At 69.0% G+C, this 24,958-nt stretch carries 28 protein-coding genes and 1 pseudogene; 17 read left to right on the top strand and 12 right to left on the bottom strand.

Features of this window, described 5'->3' with window-relative positions:
* The first annotated feature begins 29 nt into the window (after positions 1-29).
* Entirely contained in the window at positions 30-419 is a 390-nt protein-coding gene (locus tag BM199_RS35160; protein WP_425425503.1) for a PPOX class F420-dependent oxidoreductase, read from the top strand.
* Between the two features lie 20 nt (positions 420-439).
* On the opposite strand, the gene tgmC is transcribed toward BM199_RS35160, so the two are convergent.
* The gene (gene tgmC / locus BM199_RS07145) at positions 440-1,579 is read right to left on the bottom strand and encodes an ATP-grasp peptide maturase system methyltransferase (protein WP_091671317.1); all 1,140 of its coding nucleotides are present in this window, start codon (positions 1,577-1,579) and stop codon (positions 440-442) included.
* A 163-nt stretch (positions 1,580-1,742) separates the two neighbouring features.
* Between tgmC and BM199_RS07140 the strand changes: the two genes are divergently transcribed.
* From BM199_RS07140 to BM199_RS07125, 4 genes are all read left to right on the top strand, one after another.
* Positions 1,743-2,162 carry a helix-turn-helix domain-containing protein gene (locus tag BM199_RS07140; RefSeq protein WP_177242516.1) on the top strand — a complete coding sequence of 140 codons (420 nt, stop codon included), beginning with the start codon at positions 1,743-1,745 and terminating at the stop codon, positions 2,160-2,162.
* Between the two features lie 5 nt (positions 2,163-2,167).
* A complete protein-coding gene (locus BM199_RS07135) occupies positions 2,168-2,893 on the top strand; it encodes a hypothetical protein (RefSeq protein WP_091671611.1) in 726 nt (241 codons plus the stop codon).
* Between the two features lie 80 nt (positions 2,894-2,973).
* A complete protein-coding gene (locus BM199_RS07130; RefSeq protein ID WP_091671314.1) occupies positions 2,974-3,270 on the top strand; it encodes a DUF2516 family protein in 297 nt (98 codons plus the stop codon).
* A gap of 182 nt (positions 3,271-3,452) precedes the next feature.
* Positions 3,453-4,007 carry a YbaK/EbsC family protein gene (locus BM199_RS07125; protein WP_091671313.1) on the top strand — a complete coding sequence of 185 codons (555 nt, stop codon included), beginning with the start codon at positions 3,453-3,455 and terminating at the stop codon, positions 4,005-4,007.
* A 36-nt stretch (positions 4,008-4,043) separates the two neighbouring features.
* Here BM199_RS07125 and BM199_RS07120 read toward each other — a convergent pair whose 3' ends face one another.
* A complete protein-coding gene (locus tag BM199_RS07120) occupies positions 4,044-4,241 on the bottom strand; it encodes a DUF397 domain-containing protein (protein WP_091671311.1) in 198 nt (65 codons plus the stop codon).
* 13 nt (positions 4,242-4,254) lie between these two features.
* Positions 4,255-5,094 carry a helix-turn-helix domain-containing protein gene (locus BM199_RS07115; RefSeq protein ID WP_245788207.1) on the bottom strand — a complete coding sequence of 280 codons (840 nt, stop codon included), beginning with the start codon at positions 5,092-5,094 and terminating at the stop codon, positions 4,255-4,257.
* Positions 5,095-5,346: 252 nt separating this feature from the next.
* Here BM199_RS07115 and BM199_RS07110 point away from each other — a divergent pair, with 252 nt between their 5' ends.
* Positions 5,347-5,793, top strand: a complete 447-nt coding sequence (locus tag BM199_RS07110) for an SRPBCC family protein (RefSeq protein ID WP_091671310.1) — start codon at positions 5,347-5,349, stop codon at positions 5,791-5,793.
* Positions 5,794-5,893: 100 nt separating this feature from the next.
* Positions 5,894-6,904, top strand: a complete 1,011-nt coding sequence (locus BM199_RS07105; RefSeq protein WP_091671308.1) for an NADP-dependent oxidoreductase — start codon at positions 5,894-5,896, stop codon at positions 6,902-6,904.
* A 163-nt stretch (positions 6,905-7,067) separates the two neighbouring features.
* Here the strand turns inward: BM199_RS07105 and purU are convergent, their stop codons facing one another.
* The 7 genes and pseudogenes from purU to BM199_RS07070 form a co-directional block, all read right to left on the bottom strand.
* Positions 7,068-7,952 carry a formyltetrahydrofolate deformylase gene (purU, locus tag BM199_RS07100; RefSeq protein ID WP_091671306.1) on the bottom strand — a complete coding sequence of 295 codons (885 nt, stop codon included), beginning with the start codon at positions 7,950-7,952 and terminating at the stop codon, positions 7,068-7,070.
* A 25-nt stretch (positions 7,953-7,977) separates the two neighbouring features.
* A pseudogene (locus BM199_RS07095) lies at positions 7,978-8,598 on the bottom strand (maleylpyruvate isomerase family mycothiol-dependent enzyme); the annotation flags it as partial.
* A complete protein-coding gene (locus BM199_RS07090) occupies positions 8,516-9,301 on the bottom strand; it encodes a DedA family protein (RefSeq protein ID WP_245788206.1) in 786 nt (261 codons plus the stop codon). The pseudogene BM199_RS07095 and the gene BM199_RS07090, both read right to left, overlap by 83 nt.
* Positions 9,294-9,995, bottom strand: a complete 702-nt coding sequence (locus tag BM199_RS07085) for a lysophospholipid acyltransferase family protein (RefSeq protein WP_245788205.1) — start codon at positions 9,993-9,995, stop codon at positions 9,294-9,296. The genes BM199_RS07090 and BM199_RS07085 overlap by 8 nt, the downstream gene beginning before the upstream one ends.
* A gap of 77 nt (positions 9,996-10,072) precedes the next feature.
* Entirely contained in the window at positions 10,073-10,825 is a 753-nt protein-coding gene (locus BM199_RS07080; protein ID WP_091671303.1) for a GNAT family N-acetyltransferase, read from the bottom strand.
* Positions 10,826-11,008: 183 nt separating this feature from the next.
* Positions 11,009-11,836 carry an acyl carrier protein gene (locus BM199_RS07075; RefSeq protein ID WP_091671301.1) on the bottom strand — a complete coding sequence of 276 codons (828 nt, stop codon included), beginning with the start codon at positions 11,834-11,836 and terminating at the stop codon, positions 11,009-11,011.
* Positions 11,821-12,315, bottom strand: a complete 495-nt coding sequence (locus tag BM199_RS07070) for a DUF2505 domain-containing protein (RefSeq protein ID WP_091671300.1) — start codon at positions 12,313-12,315, stop codon at positions 11,821-11,823. The genes BM199_RS07075 and BM199_RS07070 overlap by 16 nt, the downstream gene beginning before the upstream one ends.
* 188 nt (positions 12,316-12,503) lie before the next feature.
* Between BM199_RS07070 and BM199_RS07065 the strand changes: the two genes are divergently transcribed.
* A complete protein-coding gene (locus tag BM199_RS07065; RefSeq protein WP_091671298.1) occupies positions 12,504-13,580 on the top strand; it encodes a UDP-N-acetylmuramate dehydrogenase in 1,077 nt (358 codons plus the stop codon).
* Here the strand turns inward: BM199_RS07065 and BM199_RS07060 are convergent, their stop codons facing one another.
* Positions 13,581-14,312: an SDR family oxidoreductase gene (locus tag BM199_RS07060; protein ID WP_091671297.1), complete on the bottom strand. Its 732-nt coding sequence runs from the start codon at positions 14,310-14,312 to the stop codon at positions 13,581-13,583.
* A gap of 122 nt (positions 14,313-14,434) precedes the next feature.
* On the opposite strand from BM199_RS07060, the gene BM199_RS07055 reads away from it, so the two are divergent.
* The 7 genes from BM199_RS07055 to BM199_RS07025 all read left to right on the top strand — a co-directional run bounded on the left by BM199_RS07055 (position 14,435) and on the right by BM199_RS07025 (position 21,756).
* A complete protein-coding gene (locus tag BM199_RS07055; RefSeq protein ID WP_091671295.1) occupies positions 14,435-15,595 on the top strand; it encodes a L,D-transpeptidase in 1,161 nt (386 codons plus the stop codon).
* Positions 15,596-15,600: 5 nt separating this feature from the next.
* Positions 15,601-16,434 (top strand): alpha/beta fold hydrolase, encoded by an 834-nt coding sequence (locus BM199_RS07050; protein WP_091671606.1) that lies wholly within the window; start codon positions 15,601-15,603, stop codon positions 16,432-16,434.
* A gap of 19 nt (positions 16,435-16,453) precedes the next feature.
* Entirely contained in the window at positions 16,454-17,761 is a 1,308-nt protein-coding gene (gene mshA, locus BM199_RS07045; RefSeq protein ID WP_091671294.1) for a D-inositol-3-phosphate glycosyltransferase, read from the top strand.
* Positions 17,761-18,294 carry a type III secretion system chaperone family protein gene (locus tag BM199_RS07040; protein WP_091671292.1) on the top strand — a complete coding sequence of 178 codons (534 nt, stop codon included), beginning with the start codon at positions 17,761-17,763 and terminating at the stop codon, positions 18,292-18,294. Before mshA ends, BM199_RS07040 begins: the two co-directional genes overlap by 1 nt.
* A gap of 231 nt (positions 18,295-18,525) precedes the next feature.
* Positions 18,526-19,458: a DUF4349 domain-containing protein gene (locus tag BM199_RS07035; protein WP_091671291.1), complete on the top strand. Its 933-nt coding sequence runs from the start codon at positions 18,526-18,528 to the stop codon at positions 19,456-19,458.
* 457 nt (positions 19,459-19,915) lie between these two features.
* Positions 19,916-20,665 (top strand): phosphoglyceromutase, encoded by a 750-nt coding sequence (locus tag BM199_RS07030; RefSeq protein WP_091671289.1) that lies wholly within the window; start codon positions 19,916-19,918, stop codon positions 20,663-20,665.
* A 176-nt stretch (positions 20,666-20,841) separates the two neighbouring features.
* Positions 20,842-21,756: a GNAT family N-acetyltransferase gene (locus BM199_RS07025; protein ID WP_091671288.1), complete on the top strand. Its 915-nt coding sequence runs from the start codon at positions 20,842-20,844 to the stop codon at positions 21,754-21,756.
* Positions 21,757-21,804: 48 nt separating this feature from the next.
* Here BM199_RS07025 and BM199_RS07020 read toward each other — a convergent pair whose 3' ends face one another.
* Complete coding sequence (locus BM199_RS07020) at positions 21,805-22,788, bottom strand: hypothetical protein (RefSeq protein WP_091671286.1); 984 nt, start codon at positions 22,786-22,788, stop codon at positions 21,805-21,807.
* A 223-nt stretch (positions 22,789-23,011) separates the two neighbouring features.
* Here BM199_RS07020 and BM199_RS07015 point away from each other — a divergent pair, with 223 nt between their 5' ends.
* Both BM199_RS07015 and BM199_RS07010 read left to right on the top strand, forming a co-directional pair.
* A complete protein-coding gene (locus BM199_RS07015; RefSeq protein WP_177242503.1) occupies positions 23,012-24,271 on the top strand; it encodes a sensor histidine kinase in 1,260 nt (419 codons plus the stop codon).
* The gene (locus BM199_RS07010; protein WP_091671283.1) at positions 24,268-24,957 is read left to right on the top strand and encodes a response regulator transcription factor; all 690 of its coding nucleotides are present in this window, start codon (positions 24,268-24,270) and stop codon (positions 24,955-24,957) included. Before BM199_RS07015 ends, BM199_RS07010 begins: the two co-directional genes overlap by 4 nt.
* Position 24,958 lies beyond the last annotated feature (1 nt).

Below are 24,958 nucleotides of genomic sequence, written 5' to 3'. Positions count from 1 at the left end.
TTGCGGCTGCCAGTTCAGTTGGGAAGACTGTGCTTGTGGAACAGCGAGTCGGGGATGAGTACTTCGCATTGCGGACGTTCCGCCAGGATGGGTCGCCGGTATCGACACCCATCTGGCTGGCACCGGCGGACGAGTATTTGTATGCGTATACCCCCAGTCGTTCCTGGAAGATCCGGCGTATTCGACGAAACCCGACAGTGGAGGTCGCACCGTCGGACTTCGCTGGGGAACCTCACGGACCCTGGCGTCCGGGTCGCGCCACGGTGCTTCCCGTTTCCAAACTACGCATCGCCAAGCGTGCGATGACTGCGAAGTATGGAAACAAGTTCCGTTGGTTCACGGTCATCACGCTGATTGGTCGCCCTCGAAAGCATGGCGGGCGCGCTGTCGGAATCGAGATCAGTCTCGACGCCGCGTAGCGCGATGTCTACATGAGGCCTCACCACGGCCAGCGCAGCTCACTCTCCGGGGACCCGAGCCAGAACTCCTGCATCTCTCCGTCGATCGTGATGCCGAAGTCCGACCGCTCCGGTTGACCCAGCTCCAACCAGCGCGCGTGCGCCTCCTCGACCCGGTCCCACAGGCGTTGCGGCCCGCCCTGCCACACGAGAAACCCGTCGCCGGTGTCGACCTGCCTGGCCCAGGAACCGTCCGAGTGAGCGAGCCAGGTGATCTCCGGGCTGTCGCCGTGGAGTGAGCTGACTTCCGGGAGTTCCAACCCGGCGAAAAACTCGAACCGGCTGGGCGGGGTGAGTGCGTCGGCCACGGAAAGGGTTGCCCGGCGCCCCGGTTCCGTCATGGTCTCGTCAGGCAGTTCCGGGATCGGCGCCAGCCGGTGTGCGCGCAGTGGCATGAATCGGCCGTCGCGAGCGAGCACTCGTCCAGTGCCCGTCGCACCCTTGCCCGCGGTGATGCGGACGAGCCCCGCGCCGATCGGCCGGTTCAGCGTGGTGACGATCAGTCCACCGGGTCGCGTCTGCTCCAGCCAGGCAGGCGGAATTCTGGACACCGCGCAAGTTGCGAGCACCCGGTCGTGGGGTGCGCGCTCGGCATATCCGAGTTCGCCGTCGCCGAGTAGGCAGGACGGGTGGTAGTCACATTCCGCGAGTGCCGCGCGTGCCTTGGGTACCAGCGTCGAATCTATGTCCACTGTGGAGACATTGGTGTCGCCGAGGCGGTGGCAGAGCAGCGCTGTGTTGTACCCGGTGCCGGTGCCGATCTCGAGCACGCGGTCGCCGTCCCGCACCCGCAGCTCCTCGAGCATGATGGCCATGATTCCCGGCATGCTTGAGGAACTGGTGGGCGTTCCGTGCACGGGGCCTGCGCGCCGTGCCCGGCTCCACGAGCCTGGATCGTCGTCGAGCTGGGTCACCAGCACCGTGTCCGCGTAGATGCGTTCGAGCCAGCCCGCGTCGCCCTGCTCCACGGCCACCCAGCGGTACCCGATCTGCATGAAATACCGGGGGAGGAAGACATGCCTTGGCACCTCCGCGAAGGCCGCGATCCATTGTGGATCTTGTAGTGCCCGATCCGCGCGGAGTGTGGCGACCAGTCGCCGATTCCTGCTCACGAGGGGCATCCGCCAATCCTAGCGCTGGTGAGCGACAACACACCCGATCGATGCAAGCAGCGTGCTTGCAATTGCTAGCACCCATGCGTACCGTTGGTGATGTCGCGAGGAGGTGACACACGTGACGGACCCAGGCGCGAACGGCAGCGAAGCCGGAGATCCACATGGCCCCATTGACAAGGTCACCGACCTCGGACGGGACATTGGCGAGTACATCCGGCAGCAACGCAGCAATGCCAAGATTTCGCTGCGCCAACTGTCCAAACTGGCTGGTGTGTCGAATCCGTACCTGAGCCAGATCGAGCGCGGGGTGCGCAAGCCCAGCGCGGAGATTCTGCAGCAGATCGCCAAGGGATTGCGGATTTCGGCCGAGGCCCTCTATGTGCAGGCCGGAATTCTGGACCTGCCGACCGGCGGACCGGTGACCGACGCGGTCCGAGCCGATGTCGAACTGACCGAACGGCAGAAGCAGGTCCTGCTTGACGTCTACGAGTCGTTCCGGCGAGAGAACGTCGCTGCCAAGGCAGCGCAGAGCAACAGTACGACCACCAGCACCGAGCGGCCTGCCGAGGCCGCGACATCTCAGGAGTGATGATCATGACTGACCCGAAGACCGACAAGGTCCGCATCCAGGTGAACACCGCACTGGACCAGGTCCGCACCTCGATGCTCGCCGCGCTCGGCGCGGGCAACCTGGCCAGCCAGGCCGTCGCCGACGCCGTGCACAAGACCCGCGAGCGGGTCACCGAGAGCAGCGAGGTCGCCAGGAAGAACATCGAGGAGCTGCCCACGGACGTGGAGAGCCTCCGCGAGAAGCTCGACCCGGCCGAGCTGCGCAAGGCGATCGACGAGTACACCGATGCCGCGCTGAAGCTCTACAACAAGCTGGCCGAGTCCGGTGAGCAGGCCTGGGACAAGCTCGTGGCGCAGCCGCAGGTCAAGCGCGCGCTGGAGCAGCTGGAGGAGGCGCTGGCGACCGCGCAGGACCGTGCGGAGGACGTGGCGTCCGACACCCGCGAGCGGGTGGATGAGGTGCTGGGCCTGATCACCAAGCGCACCCGCTCCACCGGCGAGAAGACCGCGCGCACGGTCAAGGAGGTCGCGGGCGACGTGGCGGAGAAGGTTGAGGAGGCCGGTGACGACCTGGCTTCGGAGACCCGCAGCGTGAGCCGCAAGGCCGCGAACAAGACGGCCCCGCGCACGACGAGCACCGCCCGTCGCTCGAGCTCCTCGACGTCCAGCACGTCCAGCACGTCCAGCTCGCCGAACGGCTCGGGTGCGGCCAAGAAGAGCACCGGCACCAGCTCGAAGAACACCAAGTAAAACCGTTCTGCACCAGGCCCCGGCACCCGCACAGGTGCCGGGGCCCGTGCCGTCCCCCCGGATTGCCGTAGGCTGGAGACGTGCCGTATCCCGCGTATCTGATCGTCACGGTCATCAGCTGGGCAGGTGTGCTCGCCGGCCTTTTCGCGTTCGCGCACGCCTTGACGCAGCGCGCTGACGCCTACGCCGCTGCCGACCGCAAGACCAAGCCGATCTGGCTGGCCATCACCGGTGGGTCCACCGTCGCGATGGCGCTGTTCGGATTCTTCGGCCCGGGAATGATCTTCTGGCTGGCCGGACTGATCGCCTCACTGGTCTACATAGTCGACGTCCGCCCGAAGCTCATCGAAGTCCAACGCGGCGGCCAGAACTGGTAGCTGCGGCCCGCACCTCCTGCGCGGAGGTGGGTTGGTGCGCCTGCAAGTACCCCCAAGCAAGATCGACTTCGCCGCTAACCGCTACCAAGGCCAGTCAGCTTGGTAGCAGTTAGCGGCGTTTTTGATCATGCTTGGGGGTACTTGCAGACGATCCATCCCTGGACGGGAGTTAGGCTCGGTGGGTGAGTACCTGGACCATCGCCGGAACCCTGAACGTCGAGTCGGCTGCGCAGCGCGCTGACCTGCTGGCCGAACCTGTTGCCAAGGCGCTTGCCGCCCTTCCCGATGCCGAGAGCGTCGGCGTCGCGGCCATCGACCCGGAACTCGCGGACACCGCGGAGTTCTGCGCCGCCTACTCCTCCCCGCTGACCGCATCGGCCAACTGTGTGGTCGTCGCCGGGAAGCGCGCGGGCGAGGTGCGCTACGCCGCCGCGATGGTGCTGGCCACCACGCGCGCCGACGTCAACAACGTGATCAAGCGCAGGCTCGACGTACGCAAGGCGTCGTTCGCGCCGATGGCCGAGGCCGTCGAGCTGACCGACATGGAGTACGGCGGCATCACCCCCGTCGGCCTGCCCGAAGGCTGGCCGATCCTGGTGGACAAGGCCGTCGCGGAGGCGCCCGAGCTGATCATCGGCAGCGGCATCCGCGGCAGCAAGCTCCTGGTCACCGGCGCCCAGCTGGCCGCCCTCCCCGGCGCCGAGATCATCGAGGACCTGGCCAAGCCCGTCGGCTGACCCCGACTTGGCAGTTTCGACGGCCGACTTGCCAGTTCAGGAGGCCCGAGTTGGCAGTTTCGCGGCCAGAAACCCCCGCCAGACCGCCGACGAGACCAGCAGCACCCCGGAGTCGGGTGACTTGCTGTCCCGGATACCGACAGCCGGTCCGTCGAACGTGACCTCGACGCAGTTTCCGCCCTGACCTTCGCTGTCGCTGTAGCTGCTTCTGCGCCAGGTGATGTGCGCGGGCACGGCGGCTCCTCGGTCAGGTCTGGGCCGCTACGCGCTCGATCAGCGCCAGGGATTCGGTCTGATCCAGCGCCAGGCCTTCCAGGTGTTGAAAAGTGAGCCTAGCAGCGCGGACCTCGCTGGCCTTCTCTGTCTGGAACGAGCCGAACCCGTGCTCGACGTAGCCAATCTCCGGCTCGTCGGGAATCGGGAAGCGCAGGATCACGAAGCTCCCCGCGCGGCCGGGGTGAGCGGCTACCGTGCGGGGAACGACTTGCAGGGTGACTGTGGGCAGGTGTGCTCGCTCGATCAGGAAGCGCAGTTGGGCGCGGAAACCCTCCGCATCTGGAATCGGTCGCCAGAGCACTGACTCATCCATGATGGCGTGCAACCTGAGCAGGGGTTCCTTGGTGAGCCGATGTTGACGACGGAGTCGTACGGCGACCTCGTTCTCCAACTTCTCCCCAGGTAAGGGCAGGCGTGCGCCGACGAAGCTGCCGCGCATGTATGTCTCGGTCTGCAGTAGTCCGGGGATGTAGCCCAGTTCGTAGTTCCGCACCTCGCTGGCCTCCGCCTCCAGGCTCACGAAGCCTTTGTCGTCCAGCCCGTATGCGTGCCACCAGCCGCGTTCTCTGGCGCGGTCGAACATGCGGATGTACTCGTCGTAGTCCGAGACGATCACACCGTAGAGGTCGAGCATGGCCAGGAATTCGTGGTAGTTCGGCAGCTGGCCCTGCTCCAGTCTGCTCATCTTCGCCGTGGAGAACCGCATCCGCGCGGCGACCTCCTCCTGCGTCATTCGGCTCTGCTCGCGCAGCCGTCGCAGGGTCCGGCCGAGCAGGCGCATGCGGAAGTTCGGCTTGCGTGGATACCCCACCGGCTCTCACCCCTCGAAACCATGTGGACACGGATAGTAGGACGAGAGGGAGACAGTCGAGATTCTCGACCGCGTGTTTCTGAAGATCTGATTCGGCCGTAGCGGTCCGCGCTGGACGACGAGTTCGCGGCGCGGATTGCCGAGGCGCGGGCGTCGACGTGCAGCTTCTCGCTGCGTCGGGGCGGTCGAACCGGCAACTGCGACGAGTGGAATCGTGAGTCCTGGCGGAATCGACCACGGACAGGGAGAGTCATGGGCAAGGTCACGGCCACTGCGGAACGAACAATCGACGCGTCCCCCGAAAAGGTGCGCGCACTCGTCGCCGACTACAGCGACGCCCGGCCGAAAATCCTCACCGAGGAGTTTCGCGACTTCGACGTGATCGAGGGCGGTAAGGGCGCGGGCACCGTCGCGAGGTGGAAGTTGCAGGCCACATCCAAGCGGGTGCGCGACATCGCCGCCACGGTGACGGAACCGGAGCCGGGCATGCTGGTGGAGACCGACGGGAACTCCAGCATGGTCACCACCTGGACGATCCGGGAACTCGGCGCGGGCTGCATGGTGCGGATCGAGACCTCGTGGGACGGCGCGGGCGGTATCGGCGGCTTCTTCGAGAAGACCTTCGCACCGGGCGGGCTCAAGCGGATCTACAACGGGGTGCTGGCCAAGCTCGACGACCTCGCTCGCGAACAGGCGTAACAGCCGACACAATGGGGAATCATCGTCCCATTTGTGGGGTTGGCCACGGGAGTGGCGTTCTGTTGTGCGTCACTCCCGAACGACGACAGGAGCAGGTGTCTTGACTTCACCCGACCAGGCAACGGAAATCCGGCTCGCAGACCGCCCGTACGGTGAGCCCACACTGGACAACTTTTCCATTGTGGACGTCGACGTTCCGAAGCCAGGGCCGGGGCAGGTGCTGGTACGCAACGTGTTCCTCAGTGTCGACCCGTACATGCGCGGGCGGATGAGCTCCGCGAAGTCCTACGCCGAGCCGTACAAGGTCGGCGAGGTGATGACGGGTGGCGCGATCGGCGAGGTTGTGAAATCCGATGTGGACGCCCTGCGTCCTGGTGATGTCGTGCTGCACCAGCTCGGCTGGCGCTCGCACGCCGTCCTCGACCCCGAGCAAGCGGTGCAGATCGACACCGAGGCCGCGCCGATGTCGGCCTACCTCAGCGTGCTGGGCATGCCCGGACTGACCGCGTACGCCGGGCTGTTCGACGTCGCGGGATTCCGGGAGGGCGACACCGTGTTCGTCTCCGGCGCGGCCGGTGCCGTCGGCTCGCTGGTCGGCCAGCTCGCGAAGCTCAAGGGCGCCAAGCGCGTCATCGGCAGCGCGGGTTCGGCGGAGAAGGTGCGCTACCTCACCGAGGAGCTCGGCTACGACGCCGCGTTCAACTACAAGGACGGCCCGGTCACCGAGCAGCTCGCGGCGGCGGCCCCCGACGGCATCGAGGTGTACTTCGACAACGTCGGCGGCGAGCACCTGGAAGCCGCGATCGACGCGCTGAACCTGCACGGGCGAATCGTCGTCTGCGGCATGATCTCGCAGTACAACGCCACCGAGCCCACCCCGGCGCCGCGCAACCTCAGCCAGGTGATCGCCAAGCGGTTCACCATGCGCGGAATGCTCGTGGCCGACCACTTCGACCTGCAGCCGAAGTTCGTCGCCGAGGTCGCTCCGCTGGTCCGTGACGGCAAGATCAAGTACTCGGAGACCGTGGTCGAGGGTCTGCACAACGCGCCGCAGGCGTTCCTCGACATGCTCAACGGCGCCAACACCGGCAAGATGCTCGTCCGGCTCTGACCCAGGTCGTGTCGTAGCGACACTTTCCCGGGAAAGTGCGAGCTCGGAAACTCCCGCCCGTGGTCACGGGCTTGCCCTCTCGCACTTTCCCGGGAAAGTGCGATACGTGCGTGCGCAACTACCGCACTTTCCCGGGAAAGTGCGAATCGGGGGCGGACAGGCCCTAGAAGACGACCGTGCGGTTGCCGTGGACCAGGACGCGGTTCTCCAGGTGCCAGCGCAGGCCGCGGGCCAGGGTCACCTTCTCGATGTCGCGGCCCTTGCGCACCATGTCGCGCACCGAGTCGCCGTGGTCCACGCGGATCACGTCCTGCTCGATGATCGGCCCCGCGTCCAGATCCGCCGTCACGTAGTGGCAGGTCGCGCCGACCAGCTTCACCCCGCGCTTGTGCGCCTGGTGGTACGGCCTTGCGCCGACGAACGACGGCAGAAAACTGTGGTGGATGTTCAGCGCGCGCCCAGCCCACGCCGCGCACAGCTCGGGGGGCAGCACCTGCATGAACCGCGCCAGCACCACCGCGTGCGGGTCGTGCTCGTCGACCAGCTTGCGCACCTGCTCGAACGCCGCGGCCTTGCCCTCGGCGCCCTCGACGTCACCCGTCGGGAAGGGCACGTGATGGAACGGGATGCCGTGCGCACGGGTGATGTCGCCGAGGTTCTCGTGGTTGCCGATCACGGCGCACACGTCCGCGTCCAGTTCCCCCGCCGCGACCCGGCCGAGCAGGTCGTAGAGGCAGTGCCCTTCCTTCGACACCAGGATCACCGCGCGTCGGCGCTCACCGGTGTCGTCGATACGCCAGTCGGTCTCGCTGCCCAGCGAGCGCGCGACCCCGGCGAACCGGGCGCGCAGCTCCTCGACGTCGAACGGAATGGAGTCGGCGCGGACTTCCTGGCGGGTGAAGAACCAGCCGGTGTCCGGGTCCGTGTGATAGGCGGCCTCGACGATCCACCCGCCGACCTCGGCGAGGAACGAGGACACACGGGCGACGATCCCGGTGCGGTCCGGGCAGCCGAAGGTGATGACGTAACGGCGATCTGAAGCGTGCACGGTTCACCATCATCCCTGGTCCGGGTCACGGTGCGCGCAGCGGCTCCAGCAACGACCTGTCACCGACGATGCCCGCCCGGTACGGCCGTCCCCACAGTGCCCGGTAGAGCTGGTCGGCGACGCCGGTGATGCTCAGATCCGGTTCGAACGGCTGCTCCGGGTCGGCCGAGCGCAGCCGGGTGCCCGGTTCGAGGCGCAGCGACCACAGCCGGTCGACGTCGGTCGCGTGCACGAGCACCGATCCCTCGGACTGGTGCTCGGTCCGCCTGCTTGGCAGGAGCATCGTCAGGAACTCGTCCACGCCGTCGGCGGCGAACTCGGGATCGAAGGTCACCATGCTGACGCCGCCCCTGCCCGCGATGATCGCGTCCAGGCGGTGGATCGCCGCCTCATGCGCCTGCCGCCGCGCCAGCGAGCCGACCGTCGGCGGGTACTCGCCGAACGGCAGCCATGCGGGCGCGTCGGGGTCACCGCCGAGTTCGCCGACCAGTCCCGCCCGCTGTTCGTCCCACCAGCTCAGCAGGGCGTCCCAATCCCTGGGCGCTTCACCCGCGACGGCAAGTTCACCGCTCGGGTCGGCCAGACTGGCACGCGCCCACGACTGCACCCTGGCGACGTGCCGGACGAGCCGCCGCACGGTCCAGCCCGGGCAGGTGGAAACCTCCGCGTCGGGTCCGGTGGCGACCGCCGCCGTCCGCAGCCCTTCGTTGTGGTCGTTCAGCGCGGTCAGAAGGTCGGCGTGCTGCACGTCTTGAGCGTAACCGCCTGCCGACCTCGATGCCGGCGACGATCAGCAGCCCGATCACGAACGCCAGCAGCAGGCCCTTGGCGGGTTCGCCGGCGAACCCCGCGCCACCGAGGTAGCCGATGGCGACGCTGTAGGCCGCCCAGATGCTCACCCCGACGAGGTCCAGTGCGGCGAACCGGGTCAGCGGGAACCGCAGGCTGCCCGTGGCCAGTCCGGACGCCACGCGTCCTCCCGGCAGATAGCGGCCCGCGATGATCAACGTCGGCGCATGGCGGTCGACCTGCATACGCGCCCACGTGTACCGCTCCCGTCCGCGCTCGCCCCGCTGCAGTCGACGCAGCGCGTGCGGCCCCGCGGCCCTGCCGATGCCGTAGCCGAGGCAGTCGCCCGCGAAGGCCCCAGCCATGGCGATCAGCCAGAGCAACGCCAGTTTCCCCGCATCAGGGCCGAGGAGCACGGCCACCGTGATCACCGTCGCCTCGCTCGGCATGAACGGCAGCAGCGCGTCCAGCCCGGCCACCGCGAACACGATCAGCCACAGCCAGGGCGACTCCAGTGCGCCCTGCATCGTGTCGGTGAGCTGGTACAGCAGGTCAAGCACTGATCAGCCCGCCGCGCTCGCCGGTCGCCGCACGTTGTGCCGCGACCGCGAGCGATCGCCGGTCCCCGGCCGCGAGGAGCACCGGGTGCGCGTCGATCCGCAGCGTGAGGTCCCGCGCCGACGCCACCCTGTGCAGGCTTGCCGCCAGCGTGTCGTCGCCGACGAACGCCGCGATCGTGCTCGGCACGCCGCCCTCGCGGTAGGAGATCGTCAGCGGCCGGACGGGAGCGCCCGCGTCGAGCGCGGCCTGGAACGCCGCCCTGCGGAACTGTCCGCCCGGTGCCGAGCACCAGGTGGTGCCTTCCGGGAACACCACGACGGACCGGCCCGAGCGCAGCAGCGCGGCCAGGCGGGCCACCCCGTCGGGGAGGGCGCGCAGGGCTTCGCGGTCCAGGAAAAGCGTCCCCATCCTGCTCGCCATCGGGCCGAACACCGGCCAGTCCGCGACCTCCCGTTTGGCGAGGAACGCCGCCGGCTCCACGGCCAGCAGTCCGACGATGTCCAGCCAGGAGATGTGGTTGGCCACCAGCAGGGTGCCGGTGCTGCCCGGCACGCTCAGCCGGTGCTCCGGCGCCTCCAGCCGGACATCGAGGGCGTCGAGCACTCGCCGGGCGTGCCCGCCCAGCTCCTCGCCACGGGCCGAGGCCGGCGCGGCGGCGGCCAGCGCCCCCGCCAGCCTCACCCAGCGCTTCACGGTCTCCAGTCTCGTGGCCGGAGGTCGAGCGCGGGTGACGCACTGGGGGGTACAGGGTGAATTCACCTGGTACGGAGTCATCGTCGGCTGCCGAGGAAGTGGCGCAGGTATCGGTCGTCCATCCGGTCCAGCCGCAGCAGCACGAAGAAGTCGGCCACGCCGAACTCCGGGTCGTGCGCGGGCGGCCCGCAGACCCAGGCGCCGAGGCGCAGATAGCCGCGCAGCAGTGGGGGCAGCATGGACTGGTTCACCTTCCGCTGCTCCGGAATCGCCGGGACCCACGGCCGGTGCGGGTGCACCCGCAGGTCCGGTGGCGAACTGTGCCGGGTCTCGGTGAACTGCCGGGTGGCCGACGCGACGATTCCGCCGTCGGCAAGGGGAACGGAGGCGCAGCCCGCGAGGTACTCGTGCCCGGACAGCAGCGCGTAGCGGGCCAGCGCCGACCACATGAGGGTGATCACCGCGCCCGTGCGGTGGTCCGGATGCACACACGAGCGCCCGGCCTCCAGCAGGGACGCCCGCAGCGGGGCCAGCGCGGACAGGTCGAACTCCGACTCGGAGTAGAGGTGTTCGCCGCGTCCCGGCGGCAGCAGGCGGTACGTGCCGACGACCTCCTTGGTGGGGGTGTGTTCGATGATCAGGTGGTCGCAGCGGTCGTCGAACTCGTCGACGTCCAGACCGGCTCCGCCCTGCACGGTCGCACCGAGTTCGTCCGCGAACACGCTGTGCCGCAGGGCTTGCGCGGCGCGCACCTGTGCGGGCGTGGCCGCGATCGACGTCGTGTACGTCGCGGTGCCGAGCGCCGCGGGTACCGTTGTTGTCGAGGACATGGGTCTCTCCGTTCATCCGGAAATGCTCCGCGCGGGCTCGTGGTCAGCGAAATGACGCGCGGGTGCTCGTGTTCTCCGGGGGCCGCCGAGTTGCCGCTCGGCGGCCCCTTCTTTCACCGCCCAATGGATGCTTCCAGCTAGGCGTGCAAACACGCCACGGCGTTTCGGCAATCTCCGGGAGAACTAGGGGGTGTCCCCGACCGGGGCCTGCCCGGGCGCTCCGGGCTTTACGGTGTGCCAGGGCACGGTGAGCTCGCCGAGCCGCCACCGGCTACGCCTGCCGATCACCGGCCAGCCGCGTTCGACCAGCAGCCGGACGGCCTCGACCCAGCGCGCACGCGGACCGTACGGACTCAGCGGCGCCGCGGCCGCCCAGCACGCGTCCAGAGTGGACAAAAGTGCGTAGATGCGCTCACCGCTCACATTCCGGTGAATCAGCGCCTTGGGCAGTCGTTCCGCCACAGTGGACGGTGATTCGAATGCGGATGGGTTGCAGGACAACGTCAACGATCGTGGCCCATCGTGGGTCACCGTCACCCAGGAGCAGAGCCTGCCGATCTCGTTGCACGTTCCCTCGACGAGCAGGCCGCCGGGGGCGATGCGGTCGAGCATCGCCTGCCACGCACCCGCGACCTCACTCTCGTCGTACTGGCGCAGCACGTTGAACGCGCGGACCAGAATCGGGGACGTGCCCGCGAGTTCGAATCCGCCACGGTCGAAGTCCAGCCACGGCGGGTCGGCGACGGTCCGCGCTGTGGCGACGCGCACCGGATCGATCTCCAGGCCGAGCACCCGGACCTTCGGGTAAACGATTCGCAGCCTGCGGGCGAGTTCGACCGTGGTGACCGGGGACGCGCCGTAACCGAGGTCGACGACCAGCGGTTCGGGAGCCGATCCGAGCAGGCGGGCGACCTCGGCGGAGCCGGTGAGCCAGCGGTCGACCCGGCGAAGGCGGTTCGGGTTGGTGGTGCCGCGAGTCGGAACGCCGAGGGGGGTTACCCGGCGAGCCATTTCGCGGTGAACTCCGCTTCCCGTTCCAGCAGCTTCGTGACCTGCTCGCCGATCAGCCGCTCCAGCTTGCCGCCGACGAGTGGGATGCGAACCTTCACCTCACCACTGCTGCGCAGCTCCGTGCCCGCGCCGGTGGACCTAAGGTCGGTGCGGGCGTTGATCTCGCCGGGCACGCCCTCAACGGTGGCCTTCGCGGTACCGGTCCAGCCTTCGCCGTCGCGCCGCCACACCTGCTCCCGGTGCACGATCAGGTCGCCCTTGTGGATGGTGCGGACGGCCTGCGGCAGCCGGTCCGCGCTGACACCCTGAACCAGCTTGAACCGCACTCCGTCATCGGTCGCGGAATGCTCGTCGAGGCGCGCGTGCGCACCGCCGATCTCGGCGAGGCGGGCGCGCAGCGCGGCCTCGTCGGACTGCGCGAGGTACACCTCGGCGACGTCCGCGCCGAACTCCGCGCGGTGCTCGATTCGGGTTGCCATGACCGCAGACAGTACTTGACGGGAAACGGGTGATCGCCGAACGTGTCTACGGGTCGTGACTACTCGATACAGCTTCAGTTCGCGTTCGAGGGCGACCCGCAGCCACGTTCGCGAGGCCTCCGGCCCGACCCGTTCCTGATGCATAGTGCGGTCCGGTCGCCATCTCTGCTGAAGTACCGTTCGGAAACGTGAGCACTGTCGAAACGGGCACCGAGGCGACCCTCGCGAGCTACACCACCCTGCGCCTCGGCGGGCCGGCCAAGGCGTTCGCCACCGCGACCACCGCCGACGAGCTGGTCGATGCCGTGCGCGCGGCCGACCGGGCGGGGGAGCGGCTGCTGCTGCTCGGCGGTGGATCCAACCTGGTGGTGAGCGATGCCGGGTTCGACGGCACCGTGCTCAGGATCGCCACGGAGGGCTGGACCGTCCTGCGGGAGCAGGCCGGGGAGCTGCTGGTCGAGGTGGCCGCGGGGCAGAACTGGGACGAGTTCGTGGCCGCGCTGGTCGAGCGGGGCATCGGCGGTGTCGAGTGCCTCTCCGGTATCCCCGGCTCGGTCGGGGCGACGCCGATCCAGAACGTCGGGGCCTACGGCTGTGAGATCGGTGACGTCGTGGAGTCGGTGCGGTGCTATGACCGAGCCGGTGGCGAGGTGCGCACGATGTCGGCGGTCGACCTCGGTTTCGCGTACCGGACGAGTGTGCTGAAGGGCACCGACGCCGGTGTCGTGCTGAGTGTGCGGTTCCGGCTGCGGGCCGACGGACTCTCCCAGCCGATCCGGTATGCCGAGCTGGCGCGGACGCTGGGCGTCGAGGTTGGCGCGCGGGTGCCCGCGGCCGAGGCAAGGGCGGCCGTGCTCGGGCTGCGCGCGGGCAAGGGCATGGTGCTCGACCCGGCCGACCACGACACCTGGAGCGCGGGCTCGTTCTTCACCAACCCGATCGTCGCCGAGGCCGAGGTGGCCGGGGTGCTGGCACGGATCGGCGAGGTCGTCGGCGCTGATGTCGCCGTGCCGCAGTACCCGGCCGACGACGGGGTCAAGCTCTCCGCGGCATGGTTGATCGAGCGCGCCGGGTTCGCCAAGGGGCACCAAGGCGCGGGCGGCCGGGTGTCGCTGTCGCACAAACACACGCTCGCGCTGACCAACAGGGGCGGGGCGACCACCGGGGACCTGCTGGCGCTGGCGCGCGAGGTCCGCGACGGTGTGCGGGTCCGGTTCGGCGTCGAACTGCGCCCCGAGCCCCTGCTGATCGGCTGTGCGCTGTGACTACTCCCGGTGTGCGCGGCTGCCGTTGTACTGGGCGCGGGGCTTGAGCACGATCTGGTCCAGGTTCACGTGCGACGGCCGGGTGGCGGCGAAGGCGATGACCTCCGCGACGTCCTCGGCGGCCAGCGCCCGGATCCCCCGGTAGACACCTTCGGCACGCTCGGCGTCGCCGTCGAAGCGGTTGAGCGAGAAGTCGGTCTCCACCAGGCCCGGGGTGATCTCGGTGAACCGGATCGGCTGGCCGAGGTGCTCCGAGCGCAGGGTGCGGTGCAGCGCCGACTGCGCGTGCTTCGCCGAGGTGTAGCCCGCGCCGCCGTCGTAGACCTCGTGCCCGGCGACCGACGTCACCGTCAGCACGTGCCCGTCGCCGGAGTCGATGAGCTTGGGCAACAGCGCCTTGGTCATCCGCAACGTACCGAGGACGTTGGTCTCCCACATCCAGCGCCAGTTGTCCTCGTCGGCGTCCTCGACGCGCTCCAGCCCTCGAGCTCCGCCCGCGTTGTTCACGAGAACGTCGCATTCTGAGATGTAGCGCACAAACGACGCAACCGATTCGGGGTCGGTGACGTCCAGTACGTGGGCCGTCCCGGACAGCTCGTCGGCCAGTGGGGTGAGGCGGTCGAGCCGCCGGGCACCCAGTACGACGTGGAAGTTCGCCTCGGCGAGCGCCCTTGCGGTGGCGGCACCGATTCCGGCGCTGGCCCCGGTGATCACAGCGGTTCGCTTGCTCATGACTGCATGTTGCCAGTCTCCAGTGGCGACGTAACGTCGGGCGAGGGCCCGCGGTTATGCAGACAGCGGCCCGCGTTCCGGGGCCGGATCGAGCGCGAACGCGGTGCGATGGGAGGACGACGGTGATCGAACGGCGAACCATGTTCAAGGCCGCGATCGCGGCAGGGGGTGCGGTCGTGCTGACCGCCTGCTCCGGTGACGGTGACGGGCCGGACGCGGAGGCACCCCCGGTCGAGGCGCCACCAGAGGCCAGCATCACCGCCGATCCCGCCCCCAAGACGAAGGACGTCCCGGTGACCGAGCCGGTGAAGGTGAGGGCCGCCAAGGGCACCCTGACCGCGGTCGCGGTGACCAACAGCGACGGCGGTGAGGTCAAGGGTGAGCTCGACGACGCGAAGACCACCTGGACCAGCTCCGAGCCGCTCGGCTACGGCAAGACCTACACCTACACGGCGACCGCGACCGGCGGTGACGGCAAGAATGTCGAGTTGACCGGCAGCTTCGACACCGTCAAGCCGGCCAAGGTGATCAGGGCGACGCTCAACCCGATCGACGACGCGGTGGTCGGGGTCGGCATGCCGATCAGCGTGAAGTTCGACGAGGCCGTCAGCGACCGCGCCGCCGCGCAGAAGGCGCTGCAGGTGGAGACCTCCCCCGAGGTCGAGGGCGCGTGGGCGTGGCTGTCCGACCGGCAGGTGGACTGGCGGCCCAAGGAGTACTGGCCGGCGAACACCGAGGTCAACGTCTCCGCGAACCTCTATGGCGTGCACTACGGCGGTGGCAGGTACGGCAAGACCGACGTGACCACGAAGTTCACCATCGGCCGCAACCAGGTGGTCAAGATCCACACGCCGGACCACGTGATGAAGGTCTACCGCGACGGCGCCCAGCACGCGAGCTACCCGTGCAGCAACGGCAAGGACGCCGACCCCAACCTGAACACTCCGAACGGCACGGTCATCGTGATGACCAAGGAGCCGACCTCGATCTTCGACAACGAGCGGTACGGCTACACCGACGTCAAGAAGAAGTGGTGCTGCCGCATCTCCAACCACGGCGAGTACATCCACGAGAACGAGGAGAACAGGGCGAACATCGGCAAACGCAACACCTCGCACGGTTGCGTCAACCTGTTCGAGGCCGACGCCAAGGCCTACTTCGACTCCGCGATGATCGGCGACCCGGTGGAGGTCACCGGCGCCAAGGCCGACTTTCCGACCACATCCGACGTGATGGACTGGCTGCTCGACTGGTCCACCTGGCAGTCGAAGTCGGCACTGTGAGCACCGTGGGTACCGAGCACACGGAAGTTGTCGGCGCGAACGGCGTCCGGATCGCCCTGCGGGTGGCCGGTGAGCCGCACCTGCCGCCGATCGTGCTCGTGCACGGCTGGGCACAGTCGGCCCGCGCGTGGTCGCTGCAACTGGCCGACCCGGAACTGACCCGCCGGTTCCGGCTGATCGCGATGGACCTGCGCGGGCACGGTGACTCCGATGTCCCGGCGGACGGCTACGACGACCCCGCGGCTTGGGCGGGAGATCTGGCTGCCGTGCTCGAGTTCGCGGGCGCGCCCGCGGTCGTCGTCGGCTGGTCCTACGGCGGTCTGGTGATCACCGACCACGTCCGGGTGCACGGTACGGACGGGCTGGCCGGAATCGTGCTGGCCGGTGCGATCACCGAGATCGGCAAGGGACGGGCCGGTGGGCGGATCGGCTCCGCGATGCGGGGCGCGCTGCCCGACGCGCTGTCGGAGGACCCGGCCGTCGCGTTGCCCGCGCTGACCGGGCTCAACGAGGGGATGGCCACCGCCGCCGTTCCCGGCGCCCTCGCGCAGGCCCTGCTCGGCGCGTCGTTGTCGGTGCCGCCCGCGGTGCGGGGTGCGCTGTTCCGGCGCACCGTCGACAGCGCGGAGGTGCTGGCCGGAGTGGACGTGCCGACGCTGGTCGTGCACGGCACGGAGGACCTGGTGGTGGATCCCTCCGCAGGCGAATTCGCGGCCGGGAAGATTCCAGGGGCCACTCGGCGTTGGGTCCAGGGTGTAGGCCATCTGCCGTTCATCGAGGCGGCGGAGGAGTTCAACGCTGCCCTGCTGCGGTTCGCCGAAGAGCGGTCGGCACCTTGACCGAGGAGTGACCAGGTAGATGACCCTGCCCTTCCCCCCGGTGCGCACGCCGCGCCGGGTCGCCGTCGTGTCCGTGCACACCTCACCACTGGAGCAGCCGGGCACCGGCGACGCGGGTGGGATGAACGTGTACATCAGCCAGACGGCCACCGAGATGGCGCGCAGGGGCATCAGCGTCGAGGTCTTCACCAGAGCCACCTCCTCGGATCAGCCGCCGGTCGCGGAACTCGCGCCCGGAGTGCTGGTCCGGCACATTCCGGCGGGGCCCTACCAGCCGCTGGGCCGCGACGAGCTGCCCGCGCAGCTGTGTGCCTTCACCTCGGGGGTGCTGCGCGCCGAGGCCTTCCACGAGCCGGGCTACTACGACGTCATCCACTCGCACTACTGGTTGTCCGGTCAGGTGGGTTGGCTGGCGCGGGACCGCTGGGGAGTGCCGCTGGTGCACACCGCGCACACACTGGCGAAGGTCAAGAACGCCGCGTTGGCCGAAGGTGACACGCCCGAGCCGAGGACGCGGGTGATCGGCGAGGAACAGGTGGTGGCCGAGGCGGACCGGCTCGTCGCCAACACGCAGGTGGAGGCGCGCGAGCTGGTCGGGCTGTACGACGCCGACCCCAGCACCGTGCGGACGGTCGCGCCCGGCGTGGACCTGGAACGCTTCACGCCCGGCTCGCAGATGCTGTCGCGTGCGGCGCTGGGACTCCGGCAGGACGCCGTGGTGCTGGCGTTCGCCGGCCGGATCCAGCCGCTCAAGGCCCCGGACGTGTTGTTGCACGCGGCGGCGAACCTGCTGCGCAGGCAGCCCGAGCTGCGGGACCGGCTGGTCGTGCTGATCGTCGGCGGTCCTTCGGGCAGCGGGATGGAGCAGCCGAGAGAGCTGCGGGAGCTGGCCGGCTCGCTCGGCATCGCGGGACAGACGCGATTCCTGCCGCCGCAGCCGGGCCAGGCGCTGGTCGATGTGTACCGCGCGGCCGACGTGGTAGCCGTACCGAGTTACAACGAGTCGTTCGGCCTGGTCGCGCTGGAGGCGCAGGCGTGCGGGACGCCGGTGGTGGCCGCCGAGGTCGGCGGGCTGCCGGTGGCGGTGTCGCACGGCGTTTCCGGCATGCTGGTGTCCGGTCACCGGGCGCAGGACTGGGCGGATGCGCTGGCAGGAGTCGCTCTGCGCCCAGGAAGGCGCGCGGAGCTCGCGGCCAACGCGGTCCGGCATGCGCGCAGGTTCTCCTGGGAACGCACAACCGACGCGCTGGTGGCCACGTACACCGACGCGGCCACCGCGTTCCGCGACTCGGTGGTCCGCGCGTTGCAGGAGGAGGTAGCGGTCTAGTGAGCAAGCCGGAGCAGCTGGGGGCTGGGGTCGACGAGCTGGTGCGGGGGGCGCTGGACGAGGCCGAGCTGAAGTACGAGCGCAAGGGCGAGGGGCGCTACTTCGTCACACTGCCCGGCATCAAGAAGCTGCAGACCAACTGCTGGCTGATCGCCACAGAGCACGCGTTCGTCGTGGAGGCCTTCGTCTGCCGCAGGCCGGACGAGGCGCACGAGGAGGTCTACCGCTACCTCCTGCGGCGCAACGCGAAGTTGTACGGCGTGCACTACACGATCGACCAGGTCGGCGACATCTACCTGGTCGGCAGGCTGGCACTGGAGTCGGTGACGAGGGCGGAGCTGGACCGCCTGCTCGGGCAGGTGCTGGAAGCCGCCGACGGCGACTTCAACACCCTGCTGGAGATCGGGTTCGCCAGTTCGATCAAGCGCGAGTGGGACTGGCGGGTCTCGCGCGGGGAGTCGCTGGCGAACCTGCAGGCGTTCAAGCACCTGATCGAGCCCGAACACGGGCACACCCCGCTGACCGAATCGTGAGGGTTATTCACAAGTCGGCAGACGGCGCCGCCCCGGAGAGGCCCCCGCTGTGGCAGGCCTTTTGCCGCAGTAGGGGCGGTCGTGGCTGCCGACTGCAGGTGAGGCCGGTCCTTGCCGCACATCGGAGGTGAGTAACCCGAATTTCAATAAGACATCGTGATCGGGCGAATGCAACGCCGCTGATCCGTGAGTCCGTCCTTCCGGCGCACACGACTGGAGGGAACCGGACGAATGAGATCACGATGGGCACGTGCGTCGGCTGCGGTGTTGGCGTTCGGGGTGCTCGCGGTCCTGGTGGCGGGCTGTACCGGCCAGGACGCGGGCTCGGCCACGGACGCCCAGGCGAACAGTGAGTACGCAGGGCAGGCACCCGTCGCTCCGGAGGCGGCGGACAGCGGAGCCGGGCTGGTCCCGAAGGAGGCCGCACCGAACAAGGCCGCGCCGAAGGACGAGGGTGCGAAAGCGACGGTGCCGCTGGGCCGGGTAAGCGGGCAGGACCGGCAGCTGGCCAGGAGCGCCCGGCTGGAGATCGAGGCTCCCGACCTTGGCGACGCGGTCGCGCGGGCACGGACCATCGCCGGTGCGGCCGGTGGTTACACCGGGCAGGAGCGCAGCGACCTCCAGTCGGCGACGGTGGAGGTCGTCGTTCCCAGCGACGAACTGGACGCGACGCTCAACCGGCTCGCCGGGCTCGGCGAGGTGGTGGCGCGCGAGCAGCACACGCAGGACGTGACCGAGCAGGTCGTCGACGTGCGATCCAGGGTGGAGACGCAGCAGGCCAGCGTCGCGCGGGTGCGGGAACTGCTGGAGCGGGCGAACTCGATCAGTGAGATCACCACCTTGGAGTCGGAGCTGACCAGCAGGGAAGCCGAACTGGAGTCGCTGAAGTCACGTCAGGAGGCATTGGCGGGCAGCGTCGCGATGTCCACGGTCACAGTGAGCATCCGCCCGGCTCCCGGTCCCGTCGCGACGGACTCCGACACCGGCATCCTCGGCGGTCTCGCCGCCGGCTGGCGGGTGTTTCTCGACGTCAGCGCCGGCGCACTGACCGTGCTGGCGGCCATGTTGCCGTTCCTGGTCCTGCTGGGGGTGCCGGTGGCGCTGCTCGTCTGGTGGCTGTTGCGCAAACGCAGGACCACCGTGGCGACGCCACTCCCGGAATGACCCCGGTGCGGGGAGCGGAGCGGCTCGAGGGAGGGGGGAGTCGCGAACTCGAGCCGCCCCGCTGACGTTCCCGCCGCGATGGACCCGGTGACGAGGGGGATGCCAACGGGGCCGGCGGGCGCAGCTCGGCAGGGGGGAGACGAGCTGCGTCTGTAGTCCGCACGGCTGGGGAGTGCGTGGTTTCCAACCGAGCGGGACGTTAGCCAACTTGGCAGAACCGGGTCCGTAATCACAAGACTACTGGTTACTCCGTTCGAGTGAACTTGTGTTTAGGCGTTAACGGAACGCAACTAACGTGACGTAACCGAGATCTTGTTGGCGCTATGCCGGACGTTGGAGTGATTAACTACTCGCGAGTCAACCAACTGTGGGTAGGTTCTCATTCTTCCCGGTAGTAGCTGTGCTTTCGCTGCGAACCCGCTGTTCGGGACCCTCCCGGCTCTGGCAGGCTTGGCCCATGGCCGAACTAGGGACACTCGTACTGCTGCGGCACGGGCAGAGCACGTGGAACGCGGAAAACCTGTTCACCGGCTGGGTCGACGTTCCGCTGTCGGAGCTCGGCGAGTCCGAGGCCCGCCGGGGCGGAGAGCTGCTCGCGGAGTCCGGGCTGCTGCCCGACGTGGCGCACACCTCGCTGCTGCGGCGCGCGATCTCCACCGCCAACCTCGCGCTGGACGTCGCCGACCGGCACTGGATCGAGGTGCGGCGGGACTGGCGGCTCAACGAGCGCCACTACGGGGCGCTGCAGGGCAAGAACAAGAAGCAGACGCTCGAGGAGTTCGGCGAGGAGCAGTTCATGCTCTGGCGTCGTTCCTTCGACACGCCGCCGCCGCCGATCGAACCGGGCAGCGAGTTCAGTCAGGACACCGACGTGCGGTACGCGGACCTCGGTGACGAGGCTCCGCTGACCGAGTGCCTGAAGGACGTGGTCGCCAGGATGCTGCCGTACTGGGAGTCGGCGATCGTGCCGGATCTGCGGGCGGGGCGCAACGTTCTGGTCGCCGCGCACGGAAACTCGCTGCGCGCGCTGGTGAAGCACCTCGACGGGATCTCCGACGACGGAATCGCCGGGCTGAACATCCCCACCGGCATTCCCCTGCGCTACGACCTCGGCGAGGACCTCAAGCCGCTGAACCCGGGTGGCACGTACCTCGACCCCGACGCCGCCGCCCAGGCCGCGGCGGCCGTCGCGAAACAGGGCAGGTAAATCGCTTGGCTCGTCGTGGGTGGCCCGGTTAGGGTCGCCCACGACGTCCGCCGATCGCCGAAGGAGGTGAGAGCCGTGCAGTGCCAGCCGTTCACGTGCTCCCGCCTCGGGCAGATCAAGTAGGGCGTCACCGACGACCCGGCCGGGAGCGCGCAGCTTTCCGGAAGGATCCACCCGTGACCGATCTGGTCGTGCGCCCGCTGAACGCGGGCGAGCAACACCTCTTCCATGCTCTTCCCGAAGCCGCACAAGTCGGTTTTCCCTTTCCTGGCAAGAGCTTCGACGCGCTCTTGGCCAAGGGTGAATACCGTCCCGAATGGACCTGGATCGCGTTGCGCGGTGAGCGGATCGTGGCCCGCGCCGCCTGGTGGGCCGGGCCCGACGACGCCGAGCCGATAACGCTGCACTGCCTCGACTTCGGCGACGACATTGAGGCGGCCGTCGCCCTCCTGCGCGGTGCATCGATCCGCGCGGAGTACTGCCTGGCGCTGCCGCCGGGATGGCAGCGCGACACCGAACGCGCCGCGGCCACTCGTGCTCGGATCGCCGTCGCCGAGCAGGCCGGAATGCGCAGACTGGTCGACCGCCTGCGCTACACCTGGACGCCTGACCGCCCGCTGGAGCCGAGGCCAGGACGGCTCGAGTTCCGGCCCGAACCCGACGACGACGTGATCTTCGACGTCCTGCGCCGGATACACGCGGGCACGCTCGACGCGCACGCGCAGGCGGACATCCGGCGTGGCGGGCTCGACGCCGCGGCCGCGTCGGACCTGGAGTTCCTGCGCTGGATGCCCTCGCCGCGGGAGTGGTGGCTGCTCGCCCACACGCCCGGCGGCGAGCTGGTGGGACTCACCGTGCCGGGGCGGAACTACACGGGGCCGGTCGTCGGGATCATCGGCGTCGTGCCGGAGCAGCGGGGGCACGGGTACGGCTACGACCTGCTGGTGGAGTGCACGCACCGGCTGGTCGAGGCGGGGGAGGCCCCGATCCTGGCGGAGACCGACGCGACCAACACCCCGATGGCCGCCGCCTTCGCCAGAGCCGGCTACCCGGTCACCCAGGAACGTACGTACCTGCACTTCCCGGCGTGAGGATGTCCCCAAAGTGGCATTGGGAACCCGGCTTGTCGCACGAACGGGTCAGGCAGTGGGGCGGATCAGGTCGACCGAGCTTGCCAGCCAGCCTCGCTCTGTGCGGGTGACGCCAAGGCGCATGCTTGTCGGGCGCTGCCCACGTTGCTCACCGTGCTGCGTCACGTTGATTTCCAAGGCCAGCAGCACGGTCGCGGTACCGGCAGCACGGTCGAACTCGACCGCTGCCACCGCGGCCGGTGCGGCAGGCACCGCTACCGTGCCCGCGGCGACCAGCTTGTCGATATTGGCATCCCGGGCTTCCCGGATTTGCGTGCGCAGCGGGTCCACGGCCACGGCCTCGGAACGATCCATGGTGCCCTCCGGGTCGGACGCGTCCAGGCTGGCCAGCGTCGCCCCAGCGGTCTGTGCGGCGGCCAGCAGCGCGTCGCGGTCCTTGGCCTGGGGGTGGGATTCCACGTCCAGGTCGATCGCCGTCACGGCCAGGTCGGTATCGAACTCGTCGACCAGCCAGGTCTCGTCCTCGCGGACGAGATTCAGTAGTGCTCGGGCGAGGCCGGTGCTGCGGGCACCGGTATCCACTCTGGTGCTGTCCTGCGCGATGAAGGTGAGCACTCGTGCGTGGTCGGCGCCCAACTCGGACACCCCCGCGGCCTCGATCGTGCTCGTGACCGTGATGTCCGCCCCGCCCGCTTTCCTGGCGGTCCTGTCGAGTTGTTGGCCGACCTCTTTCGCCGCGTTTTCCGTGACGTGTGCGGCGATCACCTCGTCCTTGTGGGCGTCCAGATCTCGGCTGGAATAGGTGAACACCGCCTCGACCGCCGCTTCGGCGGCAGAGAGGACGGCTGCTGTTCCCTCGCTGTCCAGCAGCGCCAGGTTGACCGGCACCATCGCGGGATCGGGCGTTGCGAGACCGGGGACGTTTTCCGGCGTCCGAAGCAGCAGGACCGAGCTCCCTGCCGAGGCGAGGACCAGGGCCGTCACCCCGAGCGCGATCCAGCGAGATGCTCTTCCGTTGCCGTCCGCCGTCATGGTCACAGTGTTGCGGAATGTGAGGTGCCTTCGCGGGATAACCGGATACTCATTACGCAACCCGATCGGATGACGGCGAATTCGTCCGAGGTCGACGCAGAGCGACCAGTACATGAACAAAGCCCGACCGAGGGGCAAATATGTAGCCCGTAGGTGTCACGGCCGTCACGAGAACGCGGCCAGGACTAGGCCGGAGGGCTACTACCGCGCTTACGATTCCCCCGTGACCGCGCCTGTATCGATCGCACTGACCATCGGCGCACTGGTGGTGGGCGCTGCCGGTGTCCTCATCGGCTACCTCACCGCCAGGGTCCGCCGAGCCGACGCCGAGCGTGGGCCGACCGGGCCGACCGCCGCCGAGTTGCTGCGACGGCTGATCAGTTCCTCGCACAACGGGGTCGTCGTGCTGAACCAGTTCGGCGACATGGTGCTGCACAACCCCAGAGCCGTCGCGCTGGGCCTGGTGCGGGACAACCAGGCCGACGCACGGGCACGCAAGGCCGCTGAGCACGTCGTGGAGAACGGCGACCCGCTGGAGATCGACCTCTCCCCACTGGAGGTGCGGGGCAGGCAGCCGGAGGCGGTGCTGGCCGAGGTCCGGCCGCTCGGCGACGGGTACACCGTGGTCGAGGCCGTGGATCACTCCGAGGCCGTCCGGCTGGAGGCGACACGGCGTGACTTCGTCGCCAACGTCAGCCACGAGCTCAAGACGCCGGTCGGCGCGATCGCACTGCTCACCGAGGCCGTGCTGGACGCCGCGGAGGACACGGAGGAGGTCCGCCGCTTCGGCGCCAAGATCCTCCGTGAGTCGACCCGGCTCGGCACGCTGGTCACCGAGCTGATCGCGCTGTCCCGGCTGCAGGGCGCCGAGCGGTTGCCGGACCTCAACGTCGTGGAGGTGGACGCCGTCGTCCGGGAGGCGCTGGGCCGCGCCAAGCTCTCCGCCGAGTCCGCGGAGATCACCGTCACGACGGACGCGCCGAGTGGGTTGCTGGTGGAGGGGGACCGCACACTGCTGGTCACCGCACTGTCCAACCTCCTGGAGAACGCCGTGGCGTACTCCCCGCCCGGCAACCCCGTCTCGATCAGCAGACGGCTCGTGGAGGGCGATGTGGAGATTGCCGTGACCGACCGGGGCATCGGGATCGCGGAGGAGGAGCAGCAGCGCGTCTTCGAACGCTTCTACCGGGTGGACAAGGCCCGCTCCAGGGCCACCGGCGGCACCGGTCTCGGGCTGGCGATCGTCAAGCACGTGGCGGCGAACCACGGCGGCGAGGTCAGGCTGTGGAGCAGCCCGGGGACCGGCTCCACGTTCACCCTGTGCATCCCCGCACACCTCGGCGGCGACCCCGCCGATGCCGAGCCGGGCCAACCCGGCTCGGGCAGGACCCGCTCGGCCGCTCGGGACGACACGTCGTCCGAGTCGAAGGCCCGGCTGGCTGTGACCGGAACCGACAGGACCGACCATGGAGGAACAGCGTGACCAGAGTGCTCATTGTGGAGGACGAGGAGTCCTTCGCCGACCCGCTGGCCTTCCTGCTGCGCAAAGAAGGGTTCACCGCGGCCGTGGCCACCACCGGACAGCAGGCGCTGGAGGAGTACGACCGCAACGGCGCCGACATCGTGCTACTGGACCTGATGCTCCCCGGAATGAGCGGCACCGACGTGTGCAAGCAGCTTCGGCAGCGGTCGGCCGTGCCGGTGATCATGGTGACCGCGCGGGACAGTGAGATCGACAAGGTCGTGGGCCTGGAACTGGGCGCCGACGACTACGTCACCAAGCCGTACTCGGCGCGCGAACTGATCGCCAGGGTGCGGGCGGTACTGCGTCGCGGCGGTGAGCCGGGGGCGGATGGCGAGCTCACGCCGCTGGTCCTCGCGGCCGGCCCGGTGCGGATGGACGTCGAACGGCACGTGGTGACCGTCGACGGCGCGGACGTGTCGCTGCCGCTCAAGGAGTTCGACCTGCTGGAGTACCTGCTGCGCAACGTCGGGCGGGTGCTGACCAGGGGACAGCTGATCGACCGGGTGTGGGGCGCGGACTACGTCGGCGACACCAAGACGCTGGACGTGCACGTCAAGCGGCTGCGCTCGAAGATCGAGCCGGACCCCGGCTCGCCGCGCCACCTGGTCACGGTCCGCGGCCTCGGCTACAAGTTCGAGACCTGAG

This window comes from Amycolatopsis marina, from assembly GCF_900111885.1.
GTDB lineage: Bacteria > Actinomycetota > Actinomycetes > Mycobacteriales > Pseudonocardiaceae > Amycolatopsis > Amycolatopsis marina.
The sequence above is the reverse complement of the archived record's forward strand: the minus strand, read 5'-3'. Positions and strand labels throughout refer to the sequence as shown.

Bases quoted from the DNA above. Each gene is read 5' to 3' on its own strand.
- tgmC (WP_091671317.1), bottom strand. From the start codon at position 1,579: ATGCCCCTCGTGAGCAGGAATCGGCGACTGGTCGCCACACTCCGCGCG.
- BM199_RS07135 (WP_091671611.1), top strand. From the start codon at position 2,168: ATGACTGACCCGAAGACCGACAAGGTCCGCATCCAGGTGAACACCGCA.
- BM199_RS07110 (WP_091671310.1), top strand. From the start codon at position 5,347: ATGGGCAAGGTCACGGCCACTGCGGAACGAACAATCGACGCGTCCCCC.
- BM199_RS07080 (WP_091671303.1), bottom strand. From the start codon at position 10,825: ATGTCCTCGACAACAACGGTACCCGCGGCGCTCGGCACCGCGACGTAC.
- BM199_RS07075 (WP_091671301.1), bottom strand. From the start codon at position 11,836: ATGGCTCGCCGGGTAACCCCCCTCGGCGTTCCGACTCGCGGCACCACC.
- BM199_RS07070 (WP_091671300.1), bottom strand. From the start codon at position 12,315: ATGGCAACCCGAATCGAGCACCGCGCGGAGTTCGGCGCGGACGTCGCC.
- BM199_RS07060 (WP_091671297.1), bottom strand. From the start codon at position 14,312: ATGAGCAAGCGAACCGCTGTGATCACCGGGGCCAGCGCCGGAATCGGT.
- mshA (WP_091671294.1), top strand. From the start codon at position 16,454: ATGACCCTGCCCTTCCCCCCGGTGCGCACGCCGCGCCGGGTCGCCGTC.
- BM199_RS07035 (WP_091671291.1), top strand. From the start codon at position 18,526: ATGAGATCACGATGGGCACGTGCGTCGGCTGCGGTGTTGGCGTTCGGG.
- BM199_RS07030 (WP_091671289.1), top strand. From the start codon at position 19,916: ATGGCCGAACTAGGGACACTCGTACTGCTGCGGCACGGGCAGAGCACG.
- BM199_RS07020 (WP_091671286.1), bottom strand. From the start codon at position 22,788: ATGACGGCGGACGGCAACGGAAGAGCATCTCGCTGGATCGCGCTCGGG.